Origin of the sequence: Leucobacter sp. CX169 (assembly GCF_017161405.1) — a bacterium.
In the GTDB taxonomy this organism is placed as follows: Bacteria; Actinomycetota; Actinomycetes; order Actinomycetales; family Microbacteriaceae; genus Cx-87.
Genome location: NZ_CP071051.1, coordinates 1,064,900 through 1,087,806, shown reverse-complemented (window position 1 = coordinate 1,087,806; position 22,907 = coordinate 1,064,900). Strand labels below are relative to the sequence as shown.

The following is a 22,907-nucleotide window of genomic DNA, read 5'->3' as shown; positions in this document are numbered from 1 at the left end:
CCCTGATCGGGGCGGGGAGTCTGCGCGCGGGAACCGGACTCACTCAATGGGAGCCTCGGGTGCTGCAGCGTGAGCGTCATCGGTATCGATGACGTCAACGCGAATGCGGCGACCGACGGCAAGCGCGCCGACCACCGTGCGCAGGGACTGCGCGGTGCGGCCTCCGCGACCGATCACGCGACCGAGGTCCTCGGGGTGCACACGCACCTCCAGCACCTCAGCGCGCTGCGAATCGCGCGACGCGACACGTACCTCTTCCGGGTGATCGACGATCCCCTTGACGAGATGCGCGAGCGCCGGAGCAAGCTCGGGGGCCGACAAGGGCCTAGGCCTCCGAAGCCTCGGCCTCGGTGGCCTCCGCTGCGGGAGCCTCCGTGGCCTCCGCGACGGGAGCAGCCTTTGCAGCCTTGGGCTTCAGGACGGGCTTCTTCTTCGCGTCAATCTCGAAGACCGGCTTGGGCTCAACGGGGAGCACCATCGACTCGGTGTTGCCCTCGCCCGTGAACTTGCCCCAGTCGCCCGTGAGCTTCAGGATCGCGGCGACCTGCTCGGTCGGCTGAGCGCCGACACTGAGCCAGTACTGCGCACGGTCCGACTTGACCTCGATGAACGAGGGCTGCTCGGTCGGGTGGTACTTGCCGATCTCCTCGATGACGCGGCCGTCGCGCTTGGTGCGCGAGTCAGCAACGACGATGCGGTAGTAGGGGGCGCGGATCTTGCCGAGCCGCTTCAGGCGAATCTTGACTGCCATGATTGCTCCAAAATGTTGGATCGAAAACCGCGGCGGGATATCCCCACGCGAAGCTTGGGAGCGCTTGCGCTCACCTGACTATTCTTCCACGGGAATGCCCGAATTGCAATTTTTGTCAGGACCAGGGGTTTTGTAACCCGTTCCCTACTTTCCTGCGGTCGAACGCATCCACGCTTCGATCCCGGCGGCGTCAATCGGCAGCGCATCGGAGATCACATCATGCCCCGATTCGGTCACGATGAGGTCGTCCTCGAGGCGCACGCCGATGCCGCGCAGCTCGGGAGGCACTGTCTCATCCCACGCGTGGAAGTACAGTCCCGGCTCGACGGTGAGCGCCATACCGGTCTGCAGCGTGCCGCCCAGGTACGTCTCGTATCGCGACGAGTCGCAGTCGTGTACGTCGAGGCCCAGGTGGTGGCCGACACCGCAGACGATGTACCGGCGATGGTGCTGGCCGTGTTCCGACAGCGCCTCGTCGACCGAGACGGGCAGCATGCCCCAGTCCGACAGCCCCTCGGCGAGCACCTCCATGCACGCGGCGTGGAAGTCCGCCCACAGCCGGCCCGGCTGCACTGCGGCAAGGCCTGCCCGGTGCGAGCGCTCGACGAGATCGTGCACCTGGCGCTGCGCAGCCGAGAAGGTTCCGCCAGCGGGAATCGTGCGCGTCACGTCGGCGGTGTAGCCGCTACGCAGCTCCACCCCCATGTCAAGAAGCAAGAGTTCGTCGGGGCGCACCTCTCCGTCGGCGCGCACCCAGTGCAGGATCGGGGCGTGCGCCCCAGCGCCGACAATCGTGGTGTAGCCCGGGGCCTGGCCGACGGTGCGCGCGTGACGGTCAAACGTCCCCTGGAGCCACCGCTCGCCCCCGCGCTCGATCGCCTGCGGAATCTCGCGACGCACGGCGGCAAAGCCGTCGATAGTGTCGAGATTCGCCTGGCGCAGCTGCGCGATCTCCCACGCATCTTTGATCTGCCGCAGCTCCGAAAGCACCCGCGCCAGCAGCGGGGAACGCACCTTGCCCTCGAGCGCGCGCCCTGAGCCGCGCGCTACCACGACCGCCCCTGCGATGAGGACGTCGTCCGGAAGGCGGAGGTCCGGGAGCTCAGCCACGGGCCGCACGTCGAGCCCGAGCGCGGCGGCCACCTCTACCGTCCCGGCGAGGGGCCCGACCCAGAGCTCGCCGTGATTTGCGTCGGCGTGGAACGACGGGTTTCCGGGACGCGCGGGCGGGGTGATGTACAGCGTGGCGTCGTGTCCGCCGGCCACTGGCCGCATGACGAGCACCGCGTCCTCAACACCGTGACCGACGAGCCAGAGGAAGTCGCTATCGGCGCGGAACTCGAAGTAGTTGTCGTTCACGCGCAGCTGAGAACGCCCCGCGGTGACCACGAGCGTCTGCCCCGGCAGCTCGGCGGACAGCCGCGCGCGATGCGCCGCCGCCGCCTCCACCGCTCCCGCTTCGACGGTGAGCTCTCGCGATGCCTCGCCCCAGCCCTCCGACATCCACGAGGTGAATCCGGGGGTCTCGGTGAGCAGCGGCATACGGGGGTCGCGCCTGGTCGAGCGGGAGTTCGGCATGCCCGACTCCCAGTCAACGACACGCACGCGCGCGCCGAGTGCCTCGTGGGCGTCTGTGTGACCGTGCTGGGCCATGATGTGTTCCTCTCAACGTGGAGTTGCCGGTTGTGCCGGCGCCGTTCAGTGTCGTTCGTTGGTGGTGCCGCCGAGGCGCGCCTCGAGCGCCGAGAAGAGTCGCTCGGCGACGTCCCCAAGCCGCAGCCCGTCGTGCTCGTGCTCGTTGGTCACCCACGCGTGCAGTCCGCGCACGCGGGCGGCGGTCTCGAGCGAGAGCGGCGCGTCCACGTACATGTCGTCGAAATAGACGGCGGCCTCAACGGGGACCTCGTTTGCCGCGAGCACGTCGAGATTGTATGTCTCGATCGCTTGGTAATGAGTGGCGAGGTACTGCACGGCGGACTCGAGGCCGCGGAGCGCACCGATCTCGGCGAACATCCACGGGAACACGGTCTCGCCGGTGAACAGCAGCGGCCGTGCTGACTCGGCGAATTCGGGGCGCGCATCGCGTTCGCGTTGGGCTGCCCAGTTGCTCGGCCCCGGCCCGTAGATCGCCTCCTGGAGCGCGATGAACAGCGGGTTGGTTGCAAACCCGGTGTTCGCTTCCACCTCCGCGAGGAACGTGTCGCTCAGCCGCGTCTCGGCTTCGTCGCTGAAGGCCTCGTCGAAGATCCAGTGCACCCGGTCGAAGCCGGGCTTCATGCCAAAGTCGAAGCCGAGCGTCTGCAGGCGGCGAACCGTGAGCCGGTCGCCTCCCGGCAGCCGCACCTCCTCGCGTTCAAGCAGATCGGCCACGCGCGTGATCCGCTCGACGAGGTGCGGGTGCCGCTCGCGGAAGAGTCGGTTCTTCTCGGCGATGCGGGGGAACGTGCGCGCGTACACGACCTCGGGGTCGGGCTCGATGCTCGGCAGTCCCCCGGTGATCGCCGACGCAATGACGGACTCCGGGAAGTGCGAGAGGTACTGCAACGTCAGGAACCCGCCGTAGCTCTGCCCGAGGGTCCACCACTGGCGGCCCGGGAAGTGTTCCTCGCGCAGCGCCTCGAAGTCCCGCACGATCGAGTCAGCGCGGTGCAGCGCCAGTAGCTTCGCCCCGGCCTCGGCGTCAAGCGCGTCGAAGTCCCCCGCGCCGAGCGGTGTCGAGCGACCGGTCCCCCGCTGGTCGGGCAGGATCACCCGGAAGCGGCGCACCGCACCGCCGACCCAGCCCTCGCGTTCGAGCGGCCGCGGCGACTTCCCGCCGGGGCCTCCCTGCAAAAACACCAGCAGCGGCAGGTCGGCCTCGCGGTTCGCCGCGTCGACGACCTCGCGTGCGAACACCCGGATCGTTGCCCCAGCGGGCTCGTTCCAGTCCAAGGGGACCTTCACCCAGAGGTCGCGTGCGACCAGTCGCTCACCGATCGGATACCAATTCGTCACTTGCGGGCCGTCCTTACTCTCGAATCGAGCATCGCATACAGCAGGTCAACAATGAGATTCGAGAGCACGACGAACAGTCCGCCGAGCAACACGATCGCGATCACCACGGGTCGATCCTGCATCGCGACGCTCGTCACCGCCAGCGAGCCTACGCCCTGCAGCCCGAACACTTGCTCAATAACGATGACACCGCCGAGCAACATGCCGATGTCGATACCGAGCTGAGTCACGAGGGGTGGCATCGCGCTGCGGAACGCGTGCACATAAACGACACGACGCTCGGTGAGGCCCTTGGCTCGGGCGGTACGGATGTAGTCCTGTCCGAGCACATCGAGCATCTGCCCGCGCGTCAGGCGGGCATAGACCGCCGCGATGACCATGGCCAGTGTCAGCCAGGGCAGCACGAGGTGCCAGATCCACTGCGCCGGGTTCTCCGTGAACGGCACATAGCCGGACGGCGGGAACAGCGTCACGCCCATCTTCGTCGGGAGGAAATACAGCGCGTACAGCGCAATCATGCCGAGCACGAAGGTCGGAAAGCTAATTCCGACGATGGCGAACGTCTGACCGAGGCGATCCCGCACGCTGCCGGGGCGCTTGGCCGAGGCGATCCCGATCGGGATACCGATCGCGAGCCAGAGCACCACCGCGCCGAACACGAGCGACATGGTTACGGGAATGCGCCGCACGAGCAGGTCGCCCACCGGGAGGTTGGATCGGTACGAGAATCCGAGATCGCCCTGGAGAAGGTTGCCGAGGAACATCAGGTACTGCTGCAGCATGGGCTTGTCGAGGCCGAGGCTCACCCTGATCTGCTGCATGAGCTCCTCGGTCGCCTTGTCGCCCGCGATGATGCGCGCGGGGTCAGAAGGCGAGACGTAGAACAGGATGAATACGAAGATGCTGAGCAGGAAAAGCACCAGCGCGCCGAAGGCGACGCGGGAGAGGAAGTAGCGGATCATGCCTTGTTCCCCTTCGAGGAGGTCGGGTCAAGTGCGTCGCGAAGCCCGTCGCCGAGCAGGTTGAACGCGAGGGTCAGCGCCAAGAGCGCGAGTCCGGGGACGAGCACCATCCAGGGCGCGACCATGTACATCGAGCCGTTTGCAGCGTCGGCGAGCATGTTGCCCCAGCTGGGCGTTGGCGGGACGACACCCAGGCCCAGGAACGACAGCGTCGCTTCAAACACGACCGCGGCGGGGATGCCGAGCGTGGTGTACACGATGATCGGCACCACCAGGTTCGGGAGCACGTCGCGCAGCATCATCGACCAGCGCGACTCGCCGAGCGACCGGGCGGCCTCGATGTACTCTCGCTCGCGAATCGCGAGCACCTGGCCGCGAATGACCCGGGCGAGCCCGGCCCAACTGAAGAACACAATCACGACGATCGAGAGCCCGAGACTCGGACCCAGCACCGCGACGAGCGCGATCGCGACCAGCAGGAACGGGACGCTCATCACGAGGTCAACGATCCGGCTCAGCACGGTGTCCACCCAGCCACCGAAGAAGCCCGCCGTGGCCCCGACGATCACGCCGATCGCCGAGGCGACCAACGAGGCGATAACGCCGACGAGGAGCGATACCTGCGCGCCATACGCGAGCCGCACAAACACGTCGCGCCCGAGCTGATCGGTCCCGAGCAAGAACTCCCCGTTTGGCGCGACCGGGATACCGGCCTCGGAGAGCCCCGTCTCCCGGAATTGCTCGGTCGGGCCGTGCCCCGTCCACTGCGCAATGAGCGGCGCGCCGATGGCGAAGAGGACGATGAGGACGATCACTGCCGCGGAGATCACGCTTGCGGGGTCGCGCACGAGCCGGGCGAAGGTGAGCTGCCACGAGCTCTTGGCCTGGATGTCCGCCGCCTTCTGCGCGGCGTAGCCGGGCGTGACAATCAGCTTGGTGTCTTTCGAGAACACGGTATTCACAGTGCACTCCCTTCGGCGGACAGCAGGACCCGTTCGCGCACAATTTTCGGGATCTCGGGAGGGGCGGCAGACAAGAGCCGCTTGGTGAACGCCTCCTGCGGGTTGCCGGAAACGGTCGCCGCGTCGCCCAGCTCGATGATCTTGCCCCCGTCCATCACGGCGATGCGGTCGCAGACGTGGCGCACCACCGCCAGGTCATGCGAGATGAAGAGATACGTGAGGCCGAGCTCGCGCTGCAGCTCGTCGAGCAGGTTGAGCACCTGCGCCTGAATCGACACATCGAGCGCGGACACCGGCTCGTCGAGGATGACGAGCTCGGGGTTGAGCGCGATCGCGCGGGCGATGCCGATGCGTTGGCGCTGGCCGCCCGAGAACTGGGACGGGAACCGGTTGTAGTGCTCGGGGTTCAACCCGACCAACTCCATCAGCTCCTGCACCCGGGCGAGGCGTTCAGCCCCGCGGGCGACGCGGTGAATCCGGAACGGATCGCCGATGATGGAACCCACGCGACGCTTCGGGTTCAGCGAGCCAAAGGGATCCTGGAAGACGACCTGCACCTTGCGGCGCATCTGGCGCCACTCGGCATCGCTGAGGCCGGCGATGTCCTGTTCGTCGAAGCGAATCGTCCCGGCGCTCGGAGGAATGAGGCCGGCGATGGCGCGGGCGAGCGTCGTCTTGCCGCACCCGCTCTCGCCCACCAGACCCAGTGTTTCGCCGCGGCGCACCTCGAGCGAGATATCGCTGAGTACCGTCTTGTCTTCGCCGCGCCGCTGCGGGAACGTCACCGAGAGGTGTTCCACCTCGACGATGGTGTTGCCCGGGGTGGCCACGATCTCCGCTTCCGAGAACTCCGGGGCGGCCGGCTCGGTCGGAGGGGTCGTGAGCCAGCAGAGCGACTCGGTGCCGTCGCTGTACTTCTGCAGCGGCGGCGCCTCGCCACAGATGTCCATCGCGTTCGGGCAGCGATCGCGAAACACGCAGCCGGCCGGTGGCCTGAGCAGGCTCGGTGGCCGGCCCGCGATCGGGATGAGGGGGGTGCCGGGCGCACGGTTGAAGGACGACGAGCGCAGGAGCCCGGCGGTGTACGGGTGCGCCGGGTTTCCCAGCACGTTCTCGCTGGCCCCGATCTCGAGCTTCCGCCCGCCATACATCACCATCACGCGATCGGCGACGCGGGACAGGATCCCGAGGTCGTGGCTAATCATGACGACAGTGGCGCCCAGGTCTTCGCGCATCTCGCCGAGGAGGTCAAGGATCTGGGCCTGCACGGTCGAGTCGAGTGCGGTGGTCGGCTCGTCGGCGATGATCATCGCCGGGCCGAGGGACAGGCTCATCGCGATCATGACGCGCTGACGCATGCCGCCCGAGAACTGGTGCGGGTACGAGTCGAATCTGGCGGCGGCGTCGGGAATGCGCACCTTCTCCAGCAGTTCGATGGCGCGCGCCTTCGCGGCCTGCTTGGTCACACGCTCGTGGGCGCGAATCTGCTCGACGATCTGCCAGCCGATCGTGTACTGCGGGTGCAGGCTCGAGAGCGGATCCTGGAAGATCATACTGATGTCGCGGCCGCGCTTTTGCCGCAGGGCCTCGCTCGAGAGCGAGAGCAGGTCTTCGCCCTGGAACAGGACCTGACCCGAGCTCTGCGCCGAGGGGATCAACCCCATCACCGACTGCACAAGCACGGACTTGCCCGACCCCGATTCGCCAACGATGCCGAAGAACTCGCCCTCCTGGACCGAGAACGAGACGTCTTGCACGGCGTGTACCGCGCCGTCTTCCGTCGGAATGTCGATGACGAGATGACGCACGTCAAGAATTGCCAATGGGTACTCCCAATTTGTGGTGGTGTGGCTGGCGCGGCGACCTTCGCCGCCGCGCCAGCCCGTCGGGGTGAGTTACTGCTTCAGCCAGACGTTTGCCCAGTCTCCGTTCTGAGCGAGTCCATAGATCTCGAAGTTCTGCACGCGGTCCGAGTGGTAGTTCGCCTTCTTCCGGGCCACGATGCTGACGATCGGCGAGTCGGCCATCACGGTCTGATCGACCTGGTGCCAGAGCTTGCCGGCCTCCTCGGGTGTCTCGGCGGCCAGCGCCTGGGCCGCGAGCTCGTTCGCTTCATCGTTGTTGTAGTCGACGTAGTTATACGACTGCGGGGTGCCGTTGAAGGTGAACTGCGGCTGGAACACGCTGCGCGCGGCCCCACCCACCCAGTCCGGCGACCAGCCCACGAGCGCCACGTCCCACGCACCGCTCGATGCGTTCTCAGGGTTCGTCATGAAGTTGGCGTAGTAGTCGGTCGGCGGAACCGGGAAGAGCTCGACCGTAATGCCGGCCTCCTCGAGGCTTGCCTGCACGGTCTGCGCGATGTCCGGCTGGGTGCCGACGTTGCGGTACGGCAGCTTCAGCGTCAGATTCTCGACGCCGGCGGCCTTGAGCATGGCCTTCGCCTTCTCCGGATCAGCCTTGCCACCGTTGTCGCCGAATGGAGCGTACTCTTCGTACCCGTTAATGCCGGGGCCAAAGATGCCGTTCGTGACGGTCGCGATGTCCGAGCCACCCATCACCTGAACGACGGCCGGCTTGTCGATGGCGTACTGCAGCGCTTCGCGCACCTCGAGCTTTTGCAGGGCACCGCCATTGTTGCCCGTCTTTGTGTTGATCCAGAGGAACTGATCGATGCCGCCGTTTTCCAGCGTGGTGAACTTCTCGTCGTTTGCGGCCTTGAGCTGCTGGATGTTCGCCGGGCTGGGGCTGAGATCGAAGAGCATGTCGGCGGATCCTGCCTGGAGCTGCTGCATTGCCGCGTCGCCCTCGACACCCATCGTCATCTCGATCGTGTCGACGTACGCCTTGCGGAGGTCGTCGCTCTTCGGGTCCCAAGATTCGTTCCGCACGAACTCCCATTTGACATCGGGGGTGTACGAACCGACCGTGTAGGGGCCGGACGCGATGAAGTTGTCGCGGTACTCGGGGGAATCGGGGAGGTAGTCGAGCACCTCCACCGGTGCGGGGTTTGCCGTGGGGAGGCTCAGCATTGACGTGAAGTCAGATGCCGGCTCGACGAGGCGGAAGATAACAGTCTTCTCATCGGGCGTCTCGATGCCCGAGATGTCGTTCTCATCGATGTACGCCTTCATCGCGGCGGCATCGGGAGCGACTGCGGCGAACCCGTCGCAGTACTCGGTCATGCCCTCGATGAGGTTGATGAAGTATCCGCCGAGCGCGGCCCCGATGTGGGGGTTGCAAATGCGCTCGATGCCGCGGGCGACGTCCTCGGCCACGATCGGGCGGGATCCGTCCGGGGCGTCCCAGGTGGCGCCATCGCGCAGCGTGATCTCGTAGGTCAGCCCGTCATCGGTCGGGACCGGAACCTCGGTCGCGAGGTCTCCCACGAGCTGAGTGCGCGCATCGACGTCGTTCGACGATTCGTAGCTCAGGATCGAGCGCGACAGTGAGCGCACGACGCTGTTCACGGGAACGTAGGCGGTTAGCTGCGGGTCAAGTCGATCGACGTCGCCGTTCGATAGGACCTTGAGCGTGCCGCCAGCTTGGGCGTCGCCGTCGGCCGTGTCACCACCGCCCCCGCCGCCACTCGCACAGCCACTGAGGACCAGCATCGCGGCGGCGCCGAGCGCCGCGGTTGAGAGGAGTGTTTTCCGAGCCATGAGTCACCTTTGAGTCATTGATCCAGTTCGCTCTGCCGTGTTTCCGGGCAGCGGGTGCTCCGCGCACCACCAGTGCCATTGTACATGTCAAAGGGCACTTTGGGAGGAACTTTTCGCCCACGTGCCCTCCCCAGCCGGCACTAGGCTGGCATCGACCGACCGAAAGGTGCCCGCATGGCCGTCGAATTCGCCGCATCGCCCCGCTCGACGCTGGGCATCGAGTGGGAACTCGCCCTCGTCAGCCAGCAGGATCACAGCCTCGCGAGCATCGCACCCGCCCTGTTGAGCGAAATCAACGCGCCCGGCGCCGATGCCCAGATGCCCCACGTCACCCGCGAACTCCTCGAGAACACCATCGAGCTCGTGACCGCGCCGCACCAGCGCGTCGGCGAGGCCGTCGACGAACTGCGCATCATGGCCCAGCGAGTTCAGGACGCTGCCGAGACACACGGAGCGTGCGTCGTCGGTGCCGGAAGCCACCCCTTCGGACGCTGGGTCGACGAGCGCGTCACGCCGAGCGAGCGCTACGAGCGGTTCATCGACCGCACCCAGTGGTGGGGTCGCAACATGCTCATTTGGGGCGTACACGTGCACCTGGGGATCGACCGCGTCGAGCGCGTCATCCCCCTGATGCACGCGCTGCTCGCCCGTCTCCCCCACCTGCTGGCACTCTCGACCTCCAGTCCCTTCTGGGGCGGCGAGGCGACCGGGTACGCGTCCAACCGCACGCTCATGTTTCAGCAGCTGCCGACCGCGGGTCTGCCGTGGGACCTCGATGACTGGGGCCATTTCGAAGAGGTCGTCGAGGACCTGACCCGCACGGGCGTCATCGACGACGTGAGCGAGGCGCGCTGGGATGTCCGGCCATCGCCGCGCTGGGGCACACTCGAGTTCCGCGGCTTCGACGGGGTGTCGTCGCTCAACGAGGTCGCCGCTCTGGCCGCGCTCACTCAGTGCCTGGTGGAAGACGGCCAGCGCCGGCTTGACCGGGGCGAATCACTTGTTCGGCTACAGCCCTGGTACGTCCGCGAGAACAAGTGGCGGGCAGCCCGCTACGGGCTCGACGCGCGCGTGATTGTCGATCGGGAGGGCACGCAGGTGCCCCTCCGCGAGGACATCGAGCGATTGATCGCCGAGCTCGCCCCGGTCGCCGAGTCGCTCGGCTGCAGCGCGGAGCTCGCCCAGGTGGGCGCCATCCTGACGTCGGGTTCCAGTGCCGAGCGTCAGCTGAAGACGGCGCAGGGCTTCGCCGACCCGACCGGCGCTGAGGCCCTCGGGGCTGTGGTGCACGGCCTCGCGGACGCCTTCCGCGCCGGGATCGCCCGCTAGCGGGCGGATCCTGCGCGGAGCCGGGCCTGTCTAGCGCCCGCCGCCCAGCATCTGCTGGATCTTGGCGAGGTCCGCCTCGGACGGGGCCGTCTGGCCCGCGCCGCCACCCAAGCCGAAGCCGGTGCCCGCGGGAGCTGCGGCTGCGGCAGTGACTTCCTGCGCACGCTTGGCGGGATTGCCCGAACGCTTCGAGCCCTTGCCCTTGGCCTGCTGCTTCTTCTTGCCGCCATGGCCGCCCATGCCGGGAATCGGTCCCATGCCGGGGATCTGCGGCACGCCGCCCTTGGCAACCGTCTTCATCATCTTTGCGGCCTGCTCGAAGCGCGCGACGAGCTGGTTCACGTCGGTGACCGTCATGCCCGAGCCCTTTGCGATACGCAGGCGGCGCGAGCCGTTGAGCAGCTTCGGGTTCTGGCGCTCGGCCTTCGTCATGGACTGAATGATGGCCTCGGTACGCAGGATCTCGCGCTCGTCAAAGCCCTCGATCTGCTCGCGCATCTTGCCCATGCCCGGCAGCATGCCCATCATCTTCTTGATGGATCCGGCCCCCCGCAGTTGCTGCAGCTGGCCCAGGAAGTCCTCGAGCGTGAACTGGTCGCTCGCAATCTTCGCGGCGACCTTCTTCGCCTCCTCCTCGTCGAAGGCGCCCTGCGCCTGCTCGATGAGGGTAAGAATGTCGCCGAGATCGAGGATGCGGCTCGCCATGCGGTCCGGGTGGAAGGGCTCGAAGTCGTCGAGTCCCTCACCCGTCGAGGCGAACAGGATCGGGCGGCCCGTGAGGCTCCGGATCGAGAGCGCCGCGCCGCCGCGGGCATCGCCGTCAAGCTTGGTGAGGACGACACCGGTGAAGTCGACGCCCTCCTGGAAGGCGCGCGCCGTCGCGACCGCGTCCTGGCCGATCATGGCGTCGATGACGAAGAGCACCTCGTCGGGCTCGATCGCCTTGCGGATGTTGCTCGCCTGCTGCATGAGCTCGGCGTCGACGCCGAGGCGGCCGGCCGTATCGACGATCACGAAGTCGTGCAGCTTGGTCTTCGCCTCGGCGACGCCCGCCTTCGCGACCTTCACCGGGTCGCCCACGCCGTTGCCGGGCTCGGGTGCGTAGATCGCGACGCCGGCCTGCTCGGCCACGACGCCGAGCTGAGTGACGGCATTCGGGCGCTGGAGGTCACAAGCGACGAGCAGCGGCGTGTGGCCCTGCCCCTTCAGCCACTTCGCGAGCTTGCCGGCGAGGGTCGTCTTACCCGCGCCCTGGAGGCCGGCGAGCATGATGACAGTGGGGCCGGTCTTGGCGTACTGCAATCGTCGCTGTTCGCCGCCGAGAATCGCGATCAATTCCTCATTGACGATCTGGACGACCTGCTGCGCCGGGTTCAGCGCCTGGTTGACCTCGTCGCCGAGAGCACGTTCGCGCACGCGCCCAGTGAAGTCCTTGACGACCTCGAGGGCAACGTCTGCTTCGAGCAGGGCGCGTCGAATCTCACGAACAGTGCCGTCGATGTCGGACGCCGACAGCTTGCCCTTCGTGCGAAGGTTCTTGAAGGTGTCGGCGAGCCGAGCGGACAGATTTCCGAAAGTAGCCATAGCGGGCCTAGTCTAGCCGCCACGGCCGCACGATCGCTCCCCCACGCGCTACTTTGCGGCGACCCCGAAGAGTCCGTCGCCGTACTTGGTCAGGATCTTGTAGGCGTCGCCGAACGTCCGCGGCGGGTTTCGCCGTTCCTCCGCCGTGCCGAAGCGCTCGATCAGCAGCCCGATCAGCCCGTTCGCAGGCGGGCTCAACTCGCGGCCGTGGTCGGACTTGCCCGGGTGCTCGGCCATGTCCGGGTTCGGCGGCACGAACGCCGGCGAGGGGTTCGGCCAGTCAGCGATGTGCCTGGGCACCTTGCGGTTAAACGCGCCGCGCAGTGTCCGCGCCCCGGCGTCGCGCGCGGTGAGCGGCTCGAGACCGAAGCGTTCGCTCAGCGTCGCCGAGAGCGAGCCGTGATGCATCTCCTTCGAGAACACGCTGCCGCGCTCGGTGTGCGCCGACACGATGATCGCGGGCACGCGACACCCAAGTCGATCGAAGGTAAAGCCCATCTCGCCGGGCAAGAGCCCTGCGGGAGGCGTCGCCGCGGGCGGAGGTACGTGGTCGTATGTCCCGCCGTGCTCGTCAAACGTGATGAGCAACGCGGTGTTCAGGTAGTTCGAGCCGTGCTCAGAGGTCGAGTTTCGCAGCGCTGAGTAAATCTCGTGGATCAGCGCGTCGCCCGCGCGCACGTCGGACACGACCCCGTTGAAGACTTCCTGACCCGCGACCTCGCCCTCATGCACCCGTCCGACCGGCGGGTGGAAGTCGTTGTGGTTGTAAATCATGCGCGGTTCCACGAAGGCATAGTCGGGCATCGTGCCGTTGCGCATGTCCTCATGAAACTCGCTCATCGTCGCGAAACGATTCGTCTTCCAGTACTTCTCGAGCACGGGCGCGTGCAGCACTCCGGTAAACGAGACGAGCTGCAGCTCGTCGAAGTAGATGCGCCAGCTGAGGCCCGCCTCCTCCAGCCGGTTGAACACCGTCGGCGCCGGAGCTGCGTTCAACCACTTCTGGTACCCGCCGTTGTGCTTGTTCGTCACAAACCCGTGCGAGGTCGACGCGTGGAAGAAGCTCCGGTTGCAGAAGGTCTGGCTCGGCACCGCGCAGTGCCAGTGGTCGTAGACGCCGAACTCGCGCGCCAACGTCGAGACCACCGGCAGCATCTCGGGGGTGAACGATCCCATAATCTGATCGCGCTCGTGCGTCTCGGGCGCGCGACCCTTGATGCGTTTGAAGTCGGTCTCGTAATCGAGCACGAAGCCCGACATGCTCGCCCGTTCGCCCGGCCCCGGCGCGTTGAACGGCTCGATCATGTCTTCGATCTCGCGCCCAATATTGTGCTCGTTGAGCTCGCCAAACAACTGCGTATTCACGTGCGGGTATTCCTCGCCAGGATCCGGTTCCGGGCGGCCCATGATGTGGTCGGTGGCCCCCGAGTATGGGTGCGCCGGCACGCGGGTGCCGTCTCGCGCAACGTTGGCGTAGTCGCCGAAGGCGAGACCTTCGAACTTGCCACCCGGCGGCGGCGTCTCAGGCGAGTAAAGGTATCCCAGGATGTTGTCGAACGAGCGATTCTCGCCCATGACCACGATGAGATGGTCGAACCCGGGGGTCTTGCGGGGCTTGGGCGCAGAAAATTCTTGCGGAATATAGGGGGCGCCCGCTTCCGGCTTCGCTGCAAGGAACCCGGCGGTGATGCCTGCAGCGCCACCGGCTGCGAGCCCGGCGGCGACGAGACCGCCACCCTTCAGGAAGCTCCGTCGACTCGGCGGGGCTTCCTGAACCTCGGGAGCGACCTCGCTGTCGACCCCGTCGGAGTTCTCCTCGGCACTCATTCCGAGCCGCCCACCAGTTGCTGTGCGAAGACGTGCGGGGTGAAGCCGGTGAGGTCGTTGATTCCCTCGCCCTGCCCGATGAGTTTGATGGGGAGGCCGGTGCGCTGCTGGACCGCAAGCACGAAGCCGCCCTTGGCCGAGCCGTCGAGCTTGGTCAAAACGAGACCCGTCACGCCCGCGTGCTCAATAAATGCCTCCGCCTGCGCGAGCCCGTTCTGGCCGGTGGTTGCGTCGAGCACGAGCAGCACCTCCGAGATGGGCGCGAGCTTCTCGATGACGCGGCGCACCTTGGTGAGCTCGTCCATCAGGCCACCCTTCGTCTGTAGCCGCCCGGCGGTGTCGATGATCGCGATCTCATACCCGCCTTCCTGCGCCCGCTGCACCGTCTGGAACGCCACCGAGGCAGGATCCTGCCCGGCCTGCTGGGGCCGCACGAGATCGACGCCCGCGCGCTCCGTCCAGGTCGCGAGCTGCTCGACCGCCGCCGCGCGGAAGGTGTCGGCGGCCCCGACGATGACCTTGCGATCGAACGTCGTGAGGTACTTGGCGAACTTGCCGATCGTGGTGGTCTTTCCGACGCCATTGACGCCGACCACCAGCACGACGGCGGGGCGCTCGGTGAGCTTGAGGGTCGGGTCGAAGGCCGAGAGGCGTTCTTCGAGGTTCTCGCGCAGCATGCGGCGCAGCTCGCGCGCGTCGGTCACGCGGTGGCGATCGACGTCAGCGCGCAGCTGGTCAATGATCGACTCGGAGATGTCGGGGCCGAAGTCGGCGGTAATGAGCGCCGTCTCGAGATCGTCCCAGGTGTCTTCGGTGATCTCTTCGCTCGCGTTGAAGAGCCGCTTGAACGCGCCGCCCAGGGACCAAGAACTCGACTGTGCCATGCGCCCAGTCTACGAGTCAGCGGGCGCGAGCAGGCTGCAGGGGGTCATAAGCCGGCAAGACTTGCACCCCACCTCTTTGGCTAATAGTGTTAGCCGAATGAACCTCGCTCGATTTCTCTGGCTCATCCCCTCGAGCCTGCTCCTTGCAGCACTCATCTTCCTGTGCATCCGCGCTGGATGGCCCGCAGCTACTGTCGCGATCGTCTTCGCGATCCTGCCCGACCTCACCCTCATTGGCGCCTTTGCCGGCGGCGGGCGGCTCAAGCCCGAGCGAGTTCGGGCCTACAACCTGGCGCACTCCCCCGGACCGCCTCTCGTCCTGTTCGCAATCTCACTTGTCCTGCTGTTCATCGGCGGTTTCTGGCCGCTGGCCGTTCTGGCATCAGCCTGGCTGTTGCACATCTCAGTCGACCGGGTCGCAGGCTACGGCCTGCGTGAGCCAGACGGCACCATTCGACCGGTCGGTGTACCGCGCGCCGCAGTGCGATGAGCGCACGCCGCGAGGAACTGCTCGACCTCGCCGAGAGCCTGCTCGAAACCGAGGGGCTCGAAGGCTTTGGCATCGGCGCACTTGCCCGAGCAGCGAGCATCAAGCCGCCGAGCCTGTACAAACATTTTTCGAGCGCGCAAGATATCGAGCACGCCCTCATTTCTCGGGGCTTCCTGGAACTATCCGTGCGGTTGCATGGCGCAACTCCAGCAGGATCCGGCAGCCTCGCCACCCCCACCACACATTTCGACGCGTTTGCCAGCGCCTACCGCTCGTTCGCGCGTGAACGCCCCCAGCGATATCGCCTCATGACCGAGCGGCCGCTCGTTCGCGCCGCCCTGGTGCCAGGCGCCGAGCAGGCAGCGATGTCCGAACTGCTCGCCTTCTTTGGCGAGACCGAAGATTCGCACGATCGCTCTCGTGCCGCCTGGGCGGCCGCGCACGGCATGGTGAGCCTTGAGCTCTCGGGTCGTTTCCCGCCCGGGGCCGACCTCGAAGCCGCATGGCAGGTGATCGGTCGCGCCTTCTGAGCAGGGCAGTGCCGAACTAGATGTTGACAGATTCCCGTTCGGCGTCAGCTGCGCGCACGCCCGCAGTTTCACCTGCGGAGTCCCGCCCGATGCGCTGACCGACCACCGCGGAGATGCCGTCCTGTCGCATGGAGACGCCGTACAGCGCGTCAGCAATCTCCATCGTGCGCTTCTGGTGCGTGATGATGATGAGCTGCGAATGCTCGCGCAGCGTCGCAAACACCTCGAGCAGCCGGCCGAGGTTTGCGTCGTCGAGCGCCGCTTCAACCTCGTCCATGATGTAAAACGGGCTGGGGCGGGCCTGGAAGATCGCGATGAGCCAGGCGACCGCCGCGAGCGAGCGTTCGCCGCCTGAGAGAAGCGACAGCCGCTCGACCTTCTTGCCCGCCGGCCGCACGGTCATTTCGATGCCGGTCGAGAGCATGTGCTCGGGGTCCGTGAGGGCGATTTCACCCGATCCGCCGGGGAAGAGCACCGGGAAGACCTCTGCGAATGCCGCTTTGGTGTCGGCAAATGCGGCCGCGAAGATGCCCTCCATCTTGTGATCGAGCTCGTCAATGATCTTCATGAGGTCGGCGCGAGTGCGCGCCAGGTCGGTGAGCTGCTCGGAGAGGAACTTGTGCCGCTGCTCGAGCGCCGCGAACTCCTCGAGCGCGAGCGGGTTGATGCGGCCGAGCTCGGCGAGACGACGCTCGGCCTTCGCGAGGCGGCGTTCCTGTTCGGCGCGCACGTACGGCACAGACTCGACCACAGCGGTCGCGTGCTCCGGGCTGCTCACAGGATCCGGGAAGCCGTCGTCCTCGCCGCCGCCGGCGCCTTCGCCCGCCGCACGGTCCGCGCCAGCCACGTCGGCGATCGGCGGGGTCACCGGCACGGGCTGATCCGGGCCGTACTCGGCCAGCAGCACGTCCTCCACGAGGCCCAGCTCGTTGCCCGCGCGCTCCAAGAGAGAGGACAGGCCGAGCTTGCGCTCGTAGCTCTTGAGCTCAGCGCCGTGAGCGCGCTCGGTGAGGGCGCGCAGCCGCTCGCGCAGCTCAGCGTCCTCCGAGCGCAGCAGCGTGAGCTCCTGGCTGTGCTTCGCTCGTTCCTGCTCGGCGGCGAGCTGATTCATCCGTGCCTCGTTCAACGAACGGTCGCAGGCGTCGATCAGGTCGGGTAGCGCGGCCGCGACGTGCTCGGCGCGTGCCACCTGACGCGCACGCAGCACGGCACGCCGCGCGGCCTCCTCCGCCGCAAGTCGCTCGGCAGCGAGCTGGGCCGTGAGCGCCTTCGTGCGCTCACCCGCGGCGCGCACTCGTTCGCGCATCGTCTCGAGCTGGAGACGCAGCTCCACCTCCTCGGCACGTCGGCGGTCGAGTTCACTCACCAGCTCGCTCCGCTCACCGACGTCCAGCATGGGGCGCGGCTGCGCCTCGACGGACGCGAAGGCGTGCGCGGCGCGCTCTGCGGCCTCGGCCGACTCGGCCTCGGATCCGGCCACCGCGGTGAGCGCCTGCTGCACGCGCTCAGCCTCGGAGCGAGCCGATTCGGCACGCACGGTCAGCTTGTTGCGCTGCTGGGAGATGGAGGCTGCGCGCGCGTCGGCCTCGCGCAACCGGGCGAACGCCGTCGCCGCGTCAACCTTGGCCCGCGAGGCGGCGTCGCGGGCGAGCTCGAGCTCGGCGGTCGCGTCAGTGATCTCGCGGTCGACGGCCGCGCGGCGCTCTTCTGCCAACGTGCGGTCCGCGTTGAGTTCAATGCGTGAGGGGGCGAGACCAGAGCCTCCGGTCAGCGTGTATTCGGTAAGCACCTCGCCATCGCGGGTGACGATCGTGTACGCGGCGCCCCACGCCGTGCGCAGTACTTGCGCGGCAGTACGCGCGCTGTCAAGGCTGTTGGCAATATATGTGCGGGCGAGTACGCCGAGCACCCCGTCGGGGGCGCGCACGACGTCGAGCGCGTGCACCGCGCCCGGGACACTCGGGGCGTCGTCGGGCTTGATCGCGGCTGCGCCACTGGCAACCGAACTCTGCGCCACTACGATGTCGACCCGTCCGAGGTCGCCCGCCCGGGCGGCCTCGAGGGCGTCGCCCGCGGCGTCGTGTTCGTCGGCCAGCAACGCCTCGGCGAGTGTGCCGAGCGCCGCGCCCACGGCGGCCTCGTAGCCGTCGTCAACTCGCACATGGTCAGCGACTCGGCCGCGAATACCGCGGGTGGCATCGGCGAGCAGCTGTCCGGTGGCATCGCGCTGGTCGAGCGCACTCGCGAGCGCGCTGATCCGGGCGTCGAGGCCGGACCGCTCACGCTCAAGGGTGTGCAGGCGGTCGCGCAGCTCGTCGCGGGCGACCTCGGCGGCGGCCTGGCGATCCTGCGCCTCTTGGTAGCTTGCGTCGAGCCCGGCCTCGGGCAGCGCGTCGGCGTCGGACTCGGCCTCGAGCGCCTCCTCAAACTGCGAAAGCGCCGCCGCGGCCTCGGCCGCGCGGGTGTCAGCCTGGGCAACCGCCTGCTCCCGACGTCGCACCTCCGCGGCGAGCACGTCGTGCTTCTGCGCCGCCGCGGTCGCCTGGCCGCGCAGCTTCGAGAGCTCAAGGTCGTGCTTCGAGACGAGGGCCGACTGGGCGGCGATGTGTTCGTCGAGCGCGTCGAGCGCGTTCTTGGCCTGCTGCGTGCGCACACCGGCGGCAGTCCACTCCGTCTCGGCGGCGGGAACCAATGCGGCGAGCGCCGCCGCTTCCTCGGCCGCCTCGTCCACTGAGGACTGGCTGAGCCGGTGGGTTTGCTCCGGCGCCTCGGCCTGGGTTGCCAGGAAGGTCAGTCGCTGGTTCGCCTGCGAGGCGAGGCCGCGTAGGCGCGAGCGGGAGGCCTCGAGGGCAAGCGTCACCCTGCGGGCGCCGTCGAGCTCGTCGCCTTGCTGATCCTGCTCAATGCGCTGGATGCGCAGCTGACGCTGCTCGAGCTGCTCCTGCAGCACGATGCGCTCGGAGTGCCGCTCGGAGTCCCCCTTGGAGAGGTCGTCGAGCTCTCGACGCAGCAGCGCGATGTCGTCGGCGAGGATGCGGGCCTTCGCGTCCCGCGCCTCGGCCGCGATGCCCTGCGCCGCGCGCGCCACCTCGGCCTGGCGCCCGAGCGGCTTCAGCTGGCGGCGAATCTCGCCCGCGAGGTCCGAGAGCCTGGTGAGGTTTGTCTCCATCGCCTCGAGTTTGCGGAGCGTCTTCTCCTTGCGGCGACGGTGCTTCAAGATGCCCGCGGCCTCCTCGATGAAGCCCCGACGGTCCTCGGGCGTCGCACGCAGCACCGCGTCGAGCTGCCCTTGACCGACAATAACGTGCATCTCTCGGCCGAGGCCAGAATCGCTGAGGAGCTCCTGCACGTCGAGCAGCCGACAGCCCTCGCCGTTGATCGCGTACTCGGAGGAGCCGTTGCGAAACAGCGTGCGGCTGATCGTCACCTCGCTGTACTCGATCGGCAGCGCGCCGTCCGAGTTATCAATCGTGAGTTTTACCTCGGCGCGGCCAAGCGGTCCGCGCGTCGAGGTGCCGGCGAAGATGACGTCTTCCATCTTTCCGCCGCGCAGCGTCTTCGCCCCCTGCTCGCCCATCACCCAGGCGAGGGCGTCAACGACGTTGGACTTTCCTGAACCGTTCGGGCCAACGACGGCGGTGACCCCGGGCTCGAAGCGGAAGGTGGTGGCCTGGGCAAACGACTTGAACCCCTTGAGAGTCAGGCTCTTCAGATGCACCGGGCCCCCTTTCGTCGTCCGCCGGGCTGGGACAACGCTACCCTGAGCCCCGCGGATCGGCGCGATTCCACGCCGTCTGGTGTGCGCTACCCCGGGACGCCAATCTCGTACGGCTCGGCACCGTTGCAGGGGACCTCCCACGTCTTGCCGTCGGCGTCGTGCCGCCAGCACTTCGACTGGGGGCTGCCGGGCACCGGTTCGACACCCTGCGGGCGGTCGAAGACTCCCGTGCCCAGCACGACCGTCATCGCGACGAACAGCAGGATCGCGGCGGCGCAGATCGACCTGCACACTTTCGCGCCGCGAGGCGTCGCGCTCCACATCGCGAATGGGTACGCGACGGCGCAGGCAAGGAACACGGGCGGGGCGAGGAACACCAGGAGGGCGTAGCCCCAGTCCGCCTCGTCTCCGGCGCCGAGCAGCCGCTGTACCCAAACGGAGCCGATGATCCCCGCGCCCAGCGCGAGGGCGTTGACGACCCCAAATGCGAGCCCTTGTGCCACCGGGAGATACCCGCTCAGTCGCCTGCTCAGCAACAGCGCGAGCACGCCGCCGAGCGTCGGGGTCACGAGCAGAGTCATCCAGCCAAACACCGCGCGCGGCTGCACCGGCCCCGAGCCGAGCGACAACGCCGTCAGGATGAGCAGGCCCAGTGCCGTCGCGGTGAGCAGCGCGACGTACACCCGCCAAGCCATGCCCCAGCGCGAGAGCGCATCCCAGGCGCGAGGTGAAGTGCCCCCGAGATCGCCCACCTTCCCGAGCGCAGTCCGGTCGTCAGCCACCTTTTGCGTCCCCCATGCGGCCACCGTAGCCGCGCGCCTGTTCGCGCAGCCCCGCCGACCCGGCACAAATGGCTCGTTCCCGTGCCTTGATCGAGCCATTTGCGACGGGTCGGCACGGCGAGCGGGCAGGATCCTGCCGCGCACGGAAGCGCAGCCCGGAGGGTTTCGAAAGGGGAGCGCGTATCGTGTGCAAATGGCCATCTACATCGACCCACCGCTGTGGCCGGCGCACGGCACCATCTGGAGCCACCTTGTCTCTGACGCGAGCTACGCCGAGTTGCACCGGTTCGCGGCGGCGCTCGGTCTCCCCCGGCGCAGCTTCGATCTCGACCACTACGACGTGCCCGCATCGATCTACGATCGTGCCGTCGCGTCGGGTGCGAGGGCGGTCAGCAGCCGAGACGTCGTGCATGTGTTGCGCGACTCGGGCCTGCGCGTGAAACACGTCGCCCGGGCGACCGCTCGGCCAGGGGCCCGGCTGACCTATTTGCGGGAGGAATGGGCCGCGCTGCTTCCCGCTCTCGGGCCCGATGCCCCCGTCGGCGAATCGGAACGGTGGCAGGGACTCGGCGCTGAACTCATCGAGCGTTGGAACGAGCCGCACCGCAGCTACCACGACCTCCGCCATCTCGAAGAGGTGCTGCTCGCGCTCGACCACTTGCGCACCCGGGGCGAGCCGATCACGCCGATCACTCTGCTCGCTGCGTGGTTTCACGACGCCGTCTATTCGGGCGTCGGCGACCAGGACGAGGCCGAGTCCGCCCGGTTCGCCGGGGACGCTCTCGAACGGTTCGGGCTCCCGGTGGGTGCCGTCGTCCCGGTGCGCGAGCTGATCATCGCCACACTCCCCGGGGCGGGTCCGGCCGAGACTCCCCCCGCAGCGGTGCATCTCTTGGACGCCGACCTGTCCATCTTCGCCTCCCCCGCCGCACGATACGCGGAGTACACGTCGTCGGTTCGAGCCGAGTACGCGCACGTCGCGAGCGAGGATTTCCGGCTGGGCCGCGCGCGGATCCTGCGCAGTTATCTCGACCGCCCCTTTGTGTACCGCTCGCCACCGGCACAGGCGATGTGGGAGGCGCGGGCCCGCGCGAACCTCACCCGGGAGGTCGGCGAGCTCGAGCAACCCAGGTTGACAAGCCAGGAGCCGTCAACGTAGGTTGACGGCATGGAATCACTCGACATCGCGACAGTCGCCGCCGACACCTCCGACCCGCGCGCCGGCCTGCGCGCGATCGCCTCGCTGCGAGCGCTGACCGAGCGCCTCGAACTCGCCCAGGTCGAGGCCGGCCTCAGCGCGGGCATGAACTGGCAAGGCATCGCGGAAGCGTTGGGGGTGTCACGGCAGGCGGCGCACAAGAAGTTCGCCCGGAAGGTGAACCCGTCCATCGCCGCCGGCGGGCGGGCACGGTGAGCGGGTTCGCCGCCGCGGCGGCCACCTCACACTCGCTCTCGCTCGCGGCCATGGAAGAGGCCTCCCGCCTCGGCCAGCGCACCGCCCGCGTCGAGCACCTTTTCCTCGCGCTGGTCGTGAACGAGCAGCTCGCGGGCCAGGTACTGCGCGGGCTGGGAATCACCCTCGACTCCGCACGGCAGGCGGTGCAGAATCAGGACGCCGCACAGCTCGCCTCGATCGGGGTATCGATTGAGGCGCCGCCTGCCCCGGGCCGGATCGTGTTCCACGAGACCGGCGGCTACGAATGGGATGCCCCGTCGATCGAGATCCTGCGCCGCGCCTCCGCCGGCACGCAGCAGGGCGACGCCGGCGCGGTGCTGCGCGCTCTACTCGACGAGCCCAGCGGGCTCATCGAGTCGGTGTTGCACCGACTCGGCGTCGGGTCCGAGTTCGTCCGAGCGCGACTCGCCGAGGCCGAGCGCATCCCGCCAGCCCCGGCGATCCGCCGCCGCCGCGGGAGCCTCTCGGGCACCAGCGAGACCTTCGTTCCGGCGCCGATCGAGAAGGTCTGGGAGCTGGTGTCCGACCCGGAGCGGCTTCCCGAGTGGGACCTGAGCATCGGCCGGGTGGAGGCCGAAGCGACGGGGCACGCACCGAAGACCGGAGACCACTTTCTCGCGCTCGCCCGCACAGAACGACCGGATGGCAGACCCCTGCGCACGTCGAAACAGTACCGGCGCCAACTCGTAGCACTCGTCGAACAGGAACGGCCCTCGCGTATCGTCTGGCGTTTCAGCTATCCCGACGCGGTGCGGGCAAACACCCGGGTGGTCACCATCGCGCTAGAGCCCGCTGCCGGCGGCGCCCACTTGCGCCTCGAGCTGCAGTGGGTGCGCAATCCCGAGCGCCAAATGTCACTCCTCGGCTGGCTGCTGCGACCACTTGCCCGCTTCTCCATCTGGATGCAGCTGTCGCAGCTCGGAAGCAGCATGAGTCGGGTCTTTCGCTGACGCCCGCGTAGCGCGATCTCGCCGCG

At 67.8% G+C, this 22,907-nt stretch carries 19 protein-coding genes; 6 read left to right on the top strand and 13 right to left on the bottom strand.

Going from position 1 to position 22,907, the window contains the following annotated elements:
* Nucleotides 1–39 precede the first annotated feature (39 nt).
* The 8 genes from JW030_RS04825 to JW030_RS04790 all read right to left on the bottom strand — a co-directional run bounded on the left by JW030_RS04825 (nucleotide 40) and on the right by JW030_RS04790 (nucleotide 9,331).
* Nucleotides 40–321, bottom strand: a complete 282-nt coding sequence (locus tag JW030_RS04825) for an RNA-binding protein (RefSeq protein ID WP_188044457.1) — start codon at nucleotides 319–321, stop codon at nucleotides 40–42.
* Nucleotides 322–325: 4 nt separating this feature from the next.
* Nucleotides 326–751 (bottom strand): 30S ribosomal protein S16, encoded by a 426-nt coding sequence (gene rpsP / locus JW030_RS04820; RefSeq protein ID WP_188044458.1) that lies wholly within the window; start codon nucleotides 749–751, stop codon nucleotides 326–328.
* A gap of 144 nt (nucleotides 752–895) precedes the next feature.
* Nucleotides 896–2,404 carry an aminopeptidase P family protein gene (locus JW030_RS04815; RefSeq protein ID WP_241095561.1) on the bottom strand — a complete coding sequence of 503 codons (1,509 nt, stop codon included), beginning with the start codon at nucleotides 2,402–2,404 and terminating at the stop codon, nucleotides 896–898.
* Between the two features lie 45 nt (nucleotides 2,405–2,449).
* Nucleotides 2,450–3,745 (bottom strand): alpha/beta fold hydrolase, encoded by a 1,296-nt coding sequence (locus JW030_RS04810; protein WP_188044459.1) that lies wholly within the window; start codon nucleotides 3,743–3,745, stop codon nucleotides 2,450–2,452.
* Entirely contained in the window at nucleotides 3,742–4,707 is a 966-nt protein-coding gene (locus JW030_RS04805; RefSeq protein ID WP_188044460.1) for an ABC transporter permease, read from the bottom strand. Before JW030_RS04805 ends, JW030_RS04810 begins: the two co-directional genes overlap by 4 nt.
* A complete protein-coding gene (locus JW030_RS04800) occupies nucleotides 4,704–5,669 on the bottom strand; it encodes an ABC transporter permease (RefSeq protein WP_241095560.1) in 966 nt (321 codons plus the stop codon). Before JW030_RS04800 ends, JW030_RS04805 begins: the two co-directional genes overlap by 4 nt.
* Nucleotides 5,666–7,477, bottom strand: coding sequence for an ABC transporter ATP-binding protein (locus tag JW030_RS04795; RefSeq protein WP_370567015.1), 1,812 nt, complete (start codon nucleotides 7,475–7,477; stop codon nucleotides 5,666–5,668). Before JW030_RS04795 ends, JW030_RS04800 begins: the two co-directional genes overlap by 4 nt.
* A gap of 87 nt (nucleotides 7,478–7,564) precedes the next feature.
* Nucleotides 7,565–9,331 carry an ABC transporter substrate-binding protein gene (locus JW030_RS04790; RefSeq protein WP_188044462.1) on the bottom strand — a complete coding sequence of 589 codons (1,767 nt, stop codon included), beginning with the start codon at nucleotides 9,329–9,331 and terminating at the stop codon, nucleotides 7,565–7,567.
* 174 nt (nucleotides 9,332–9,505) lie between these two features.
* Between JW030_RS04790 and JW030_RS04785 the strand changes: the two genes are divergently transcribed.
* Nucleotides 9,506–10,660 (top strand): glutamate--cysteine ligase, encoded by a 1,155-nt coding sequence (locus tag JW030_RS04785; RefSeq protein WP_188044463.1) that lies wholly within the window; start codon nucleotides 9,506–9,508, stop codon nucleotides 10,658–10,660.
* 30 nt (nucleotides 10,661–10,690) lie between these two features.
* On the opposite strand, the gene ffh is transcribed toward JW030_RS04785, so the two are convergent.
* The 3 genes from ffh to ftsY are packed head-to-tail and all read right to left on the bottom strand — an operon-like array spanning nucleotide 10,691 to nucleotide 14,955.
* A complete protein-coding gene (ffh, locus tag JW030_RS04780) occupies nucleotides 10,691–12,244 on the bottom strand; it encodes a signal recognition particle protein (RefSeq protein WP_188044464.1) in 1,554 nt (517 codons plus the stop codon).
* Nucleotides 12,245–12,292: 48 nt separating this feature from the next.
* Nucleotides 12,293–14,071, bottom strand: coding sequence for an alkaline phosphatase family protein (locus JW030_RS04775; protein ID WP_188044465.1), 1,779 nt, complete (start codon nucleotides 14,069–14,071; stop codon nucleotides 12,293–12,295).
* Nucleotides 14,068–14,955, bottom strand: coding sequence for a signal recognition particle-docking protein FtsY (gene ftsY, locus JW030_RS04770; protein ID WP_188044466.1), 888 nt, complete (start codon nucleotides 14,953–14,955; stop codon nucleotides 14,068–14,070). Before ftsY ends, JW030_RS04775 begins: the two co-directional genes overlap by 4 nt.
* 97 nt (nucleotides 14,956–15,052) lie before the next feature.
* Between ftsY and JW030_RS04765 the strand changes: the two genes are divergently transcribed.
* Nucleotides 15,053–15,445: a DUF4260 family protein gene (locus JW030_RS04765; RefSeq protein WP_188044467.1), complete on the top strand. Its 393-nt coding sequence runs from the start codon at nucleotides 15,053–15,055 to the stop codon at nucleotides 15,443–15,445.
* On the top strand, nucleotides 15,442–15,975 hold the full coding sequence (locus tag JW030_RS04760) for a TetR/AcrR family transcriptional regulator (RefSeq protein WP_188044468.1): 534 nt from the start codon (nucleotides 15,442–15,444) through the stop codon (nucleotides 15,973–15,975). Before JW030_RS04765 ends, JW030_RS04760 begins: the two co-directional genes overlap by 4 nt.
* Nucleotides 15,976–15,991: 16 nt before the next feature.
* Here JW030_RS04760 and smc read toward each other — a convergent pair whose 3' ends face one another.
* Nucleotides 15,992–19,693 carry a chromosome segregation protein SMC gene (gene smc, locus JW030_RS04755; protein WP_188044469.1) on the bottom strand — a complete coding sequence of 1,234 codons (3,702 nt, stop codon included), beginning with the start codon at nucleotides 19,691–19,693 and terminating at the stop codon, nucleotides 15,992–15,994.
* A gap of 86 nt (nucleotides 19,694–19,779) precedes the next feature.
* Nucleotides 19,780–20,475, bottom strand: coding sequence for a hypothetical protein (locus tag JW030_RS04750; protein ID WP_188044470.1), 696 nt, complete (start codon nucleotides 20,473–20,475; stop codon nucleotides 19,780–19,782).
* A gap of 193 nt (nucleotides 20,476–20,668) precedes the next feature.
* Between JW030_RS04750 and JW030_RS04745 the strand changes: the two genes are divergently transcribed.
* From JW030_RS04745 to JW030_RS04735, 3 genes are read left to right on the top strand one after another with little or no spacing between them, the layout of a single operon-like run.
* Nucleotides 20,669–21,634, top strand: coding sequence for a DUF4031 domain-containing protein (locus JW030_RS04745; RefSeq protein WP_188044471.1), 966 nt, complete (start codon nucleotides 20,669–20,671; stop codon nucleotides 21,632–21,634).
* A gap of 9 nt (nucleotides 21,635–21,643) precedes the next feature.
* Nucleotides 21,644–21,889 (top strand): hypothetical protein, encoded by a 246-nt coding sequence (locus JW030_RS04740; RefSeq protein ID WP_188044472.1) that lies wholly within the window; start codon nucleotides 21,644–21,646, stop codon nucleotides 21,887–21,889.
* Nucleotides 21,886–22,881: an SRPBCC domain-containing protein gene (locus JW030_RS04735; protein ID WP_188044473.1), complete on the top strand. Its 996-nt coding sequence runs from the start codon at nucleotides 21,886–21,888 to the stop codon at nucleotides 22,879–22,881. The genes JW030_RS04740 and JW030_RS04735 overlap by 4 nt, the downstream gene beginning before the upstream one ends.
* Nucleotides 22,882–22,907 lie beyond the last annotated feature (26 nt).

What these genes read in the sequence shown, in the direction of transcription:
- rpsP (WP_188044458.1), bottom strand. Translation starts at nt 751, where the DNA reads ATGGCAGTCAAGATTCGCCTGAAGCGGCTCGGCAAGATCCGCGCCCCC.
- JW030_RS04815 (WP_241095561.1), bottom strand. Translation starts at nt 2,404, where the DNA reads ATGGCCCAGCACGGTCACACAGACGCCCACGAGGCACTCGGCGCGCGC.
- JW030_RS04805 (WP_188044460.1), bottom strand. Translation starts at nt 4,707, where the DNA reads ATGATCCGCTACTTCCTCTCCCGCGTCGCCTTCGGCGCGCTGGTGCTT.
- JW030_RS04790 (WP_188044462.1), bottom strand. Translation starts at nt 9,331, where the DNA reads ATGGCTCGGAAAACACTCCTCTCAACCGCGGCGCTCGGCGCCGCCGCG.
- JW030_RS04785 (WP_188044463.1), top strand. Translation starts at nt 9,506, where the DNA reads ATGGCCGTCGAATTCGCCGCATCGCCCCGCTCGACGCTGGGCATCGAG.
- ffh (WP_188044464.1), bottom strand. Translation starts at nt 12,244, where the DNA reads ATGGCTACTTTCGGAAATCTGTCCGCTCGGCTCGCCGACACCTTCAAG.
- JW030_RS04775 (WP_188044465.1), bottom strand. Translation starts at nt 14,071, where the DNA reads ATGAGTGCCGAGGAGAACTCCGACGGGGTCGACAGCGAGGTCGCTCCC.
- ftsY (WP_188044466.1), bottom strand. Translation starts at nt 14,955, where the DNA reads ATGGCACAGTCGAGTTCTTGGTCCCTGGGCGGCGCGTTCAAGCGGCTC.
- JW030_RS04765 (WP_188044467.1), top strand. Translation starts at nt 15,053, where the DNA reads ATGAACCTCGCTCGATTTCTCTGGCTCATCCCCTCGAGCCTGCTCCTT.
- JW030_RS04760 (WP_188044468.1), top strand. Translation starts at nt 15,442, where the DNA reads ATGAGCGCACGCCGCGAGGAACTGCTCGACCTCGCCGAGAGCCTGCTC.
- JW030_RS04745 (WP_188044471.1), top strand. Translation starts at nt 20,669, where the DNA reads ATGGCCATCTACATCGACCCACCGCTGTGGCCGGCGCACGGCACCATC.
- JW030_RS04740 (WP_188044472.1), top strand. Translation starts at nt 21,644, where the DNA reads ATGGAATCACTCGACATCGCGACAGTCGCCGCCGACACCTCCGACCCG.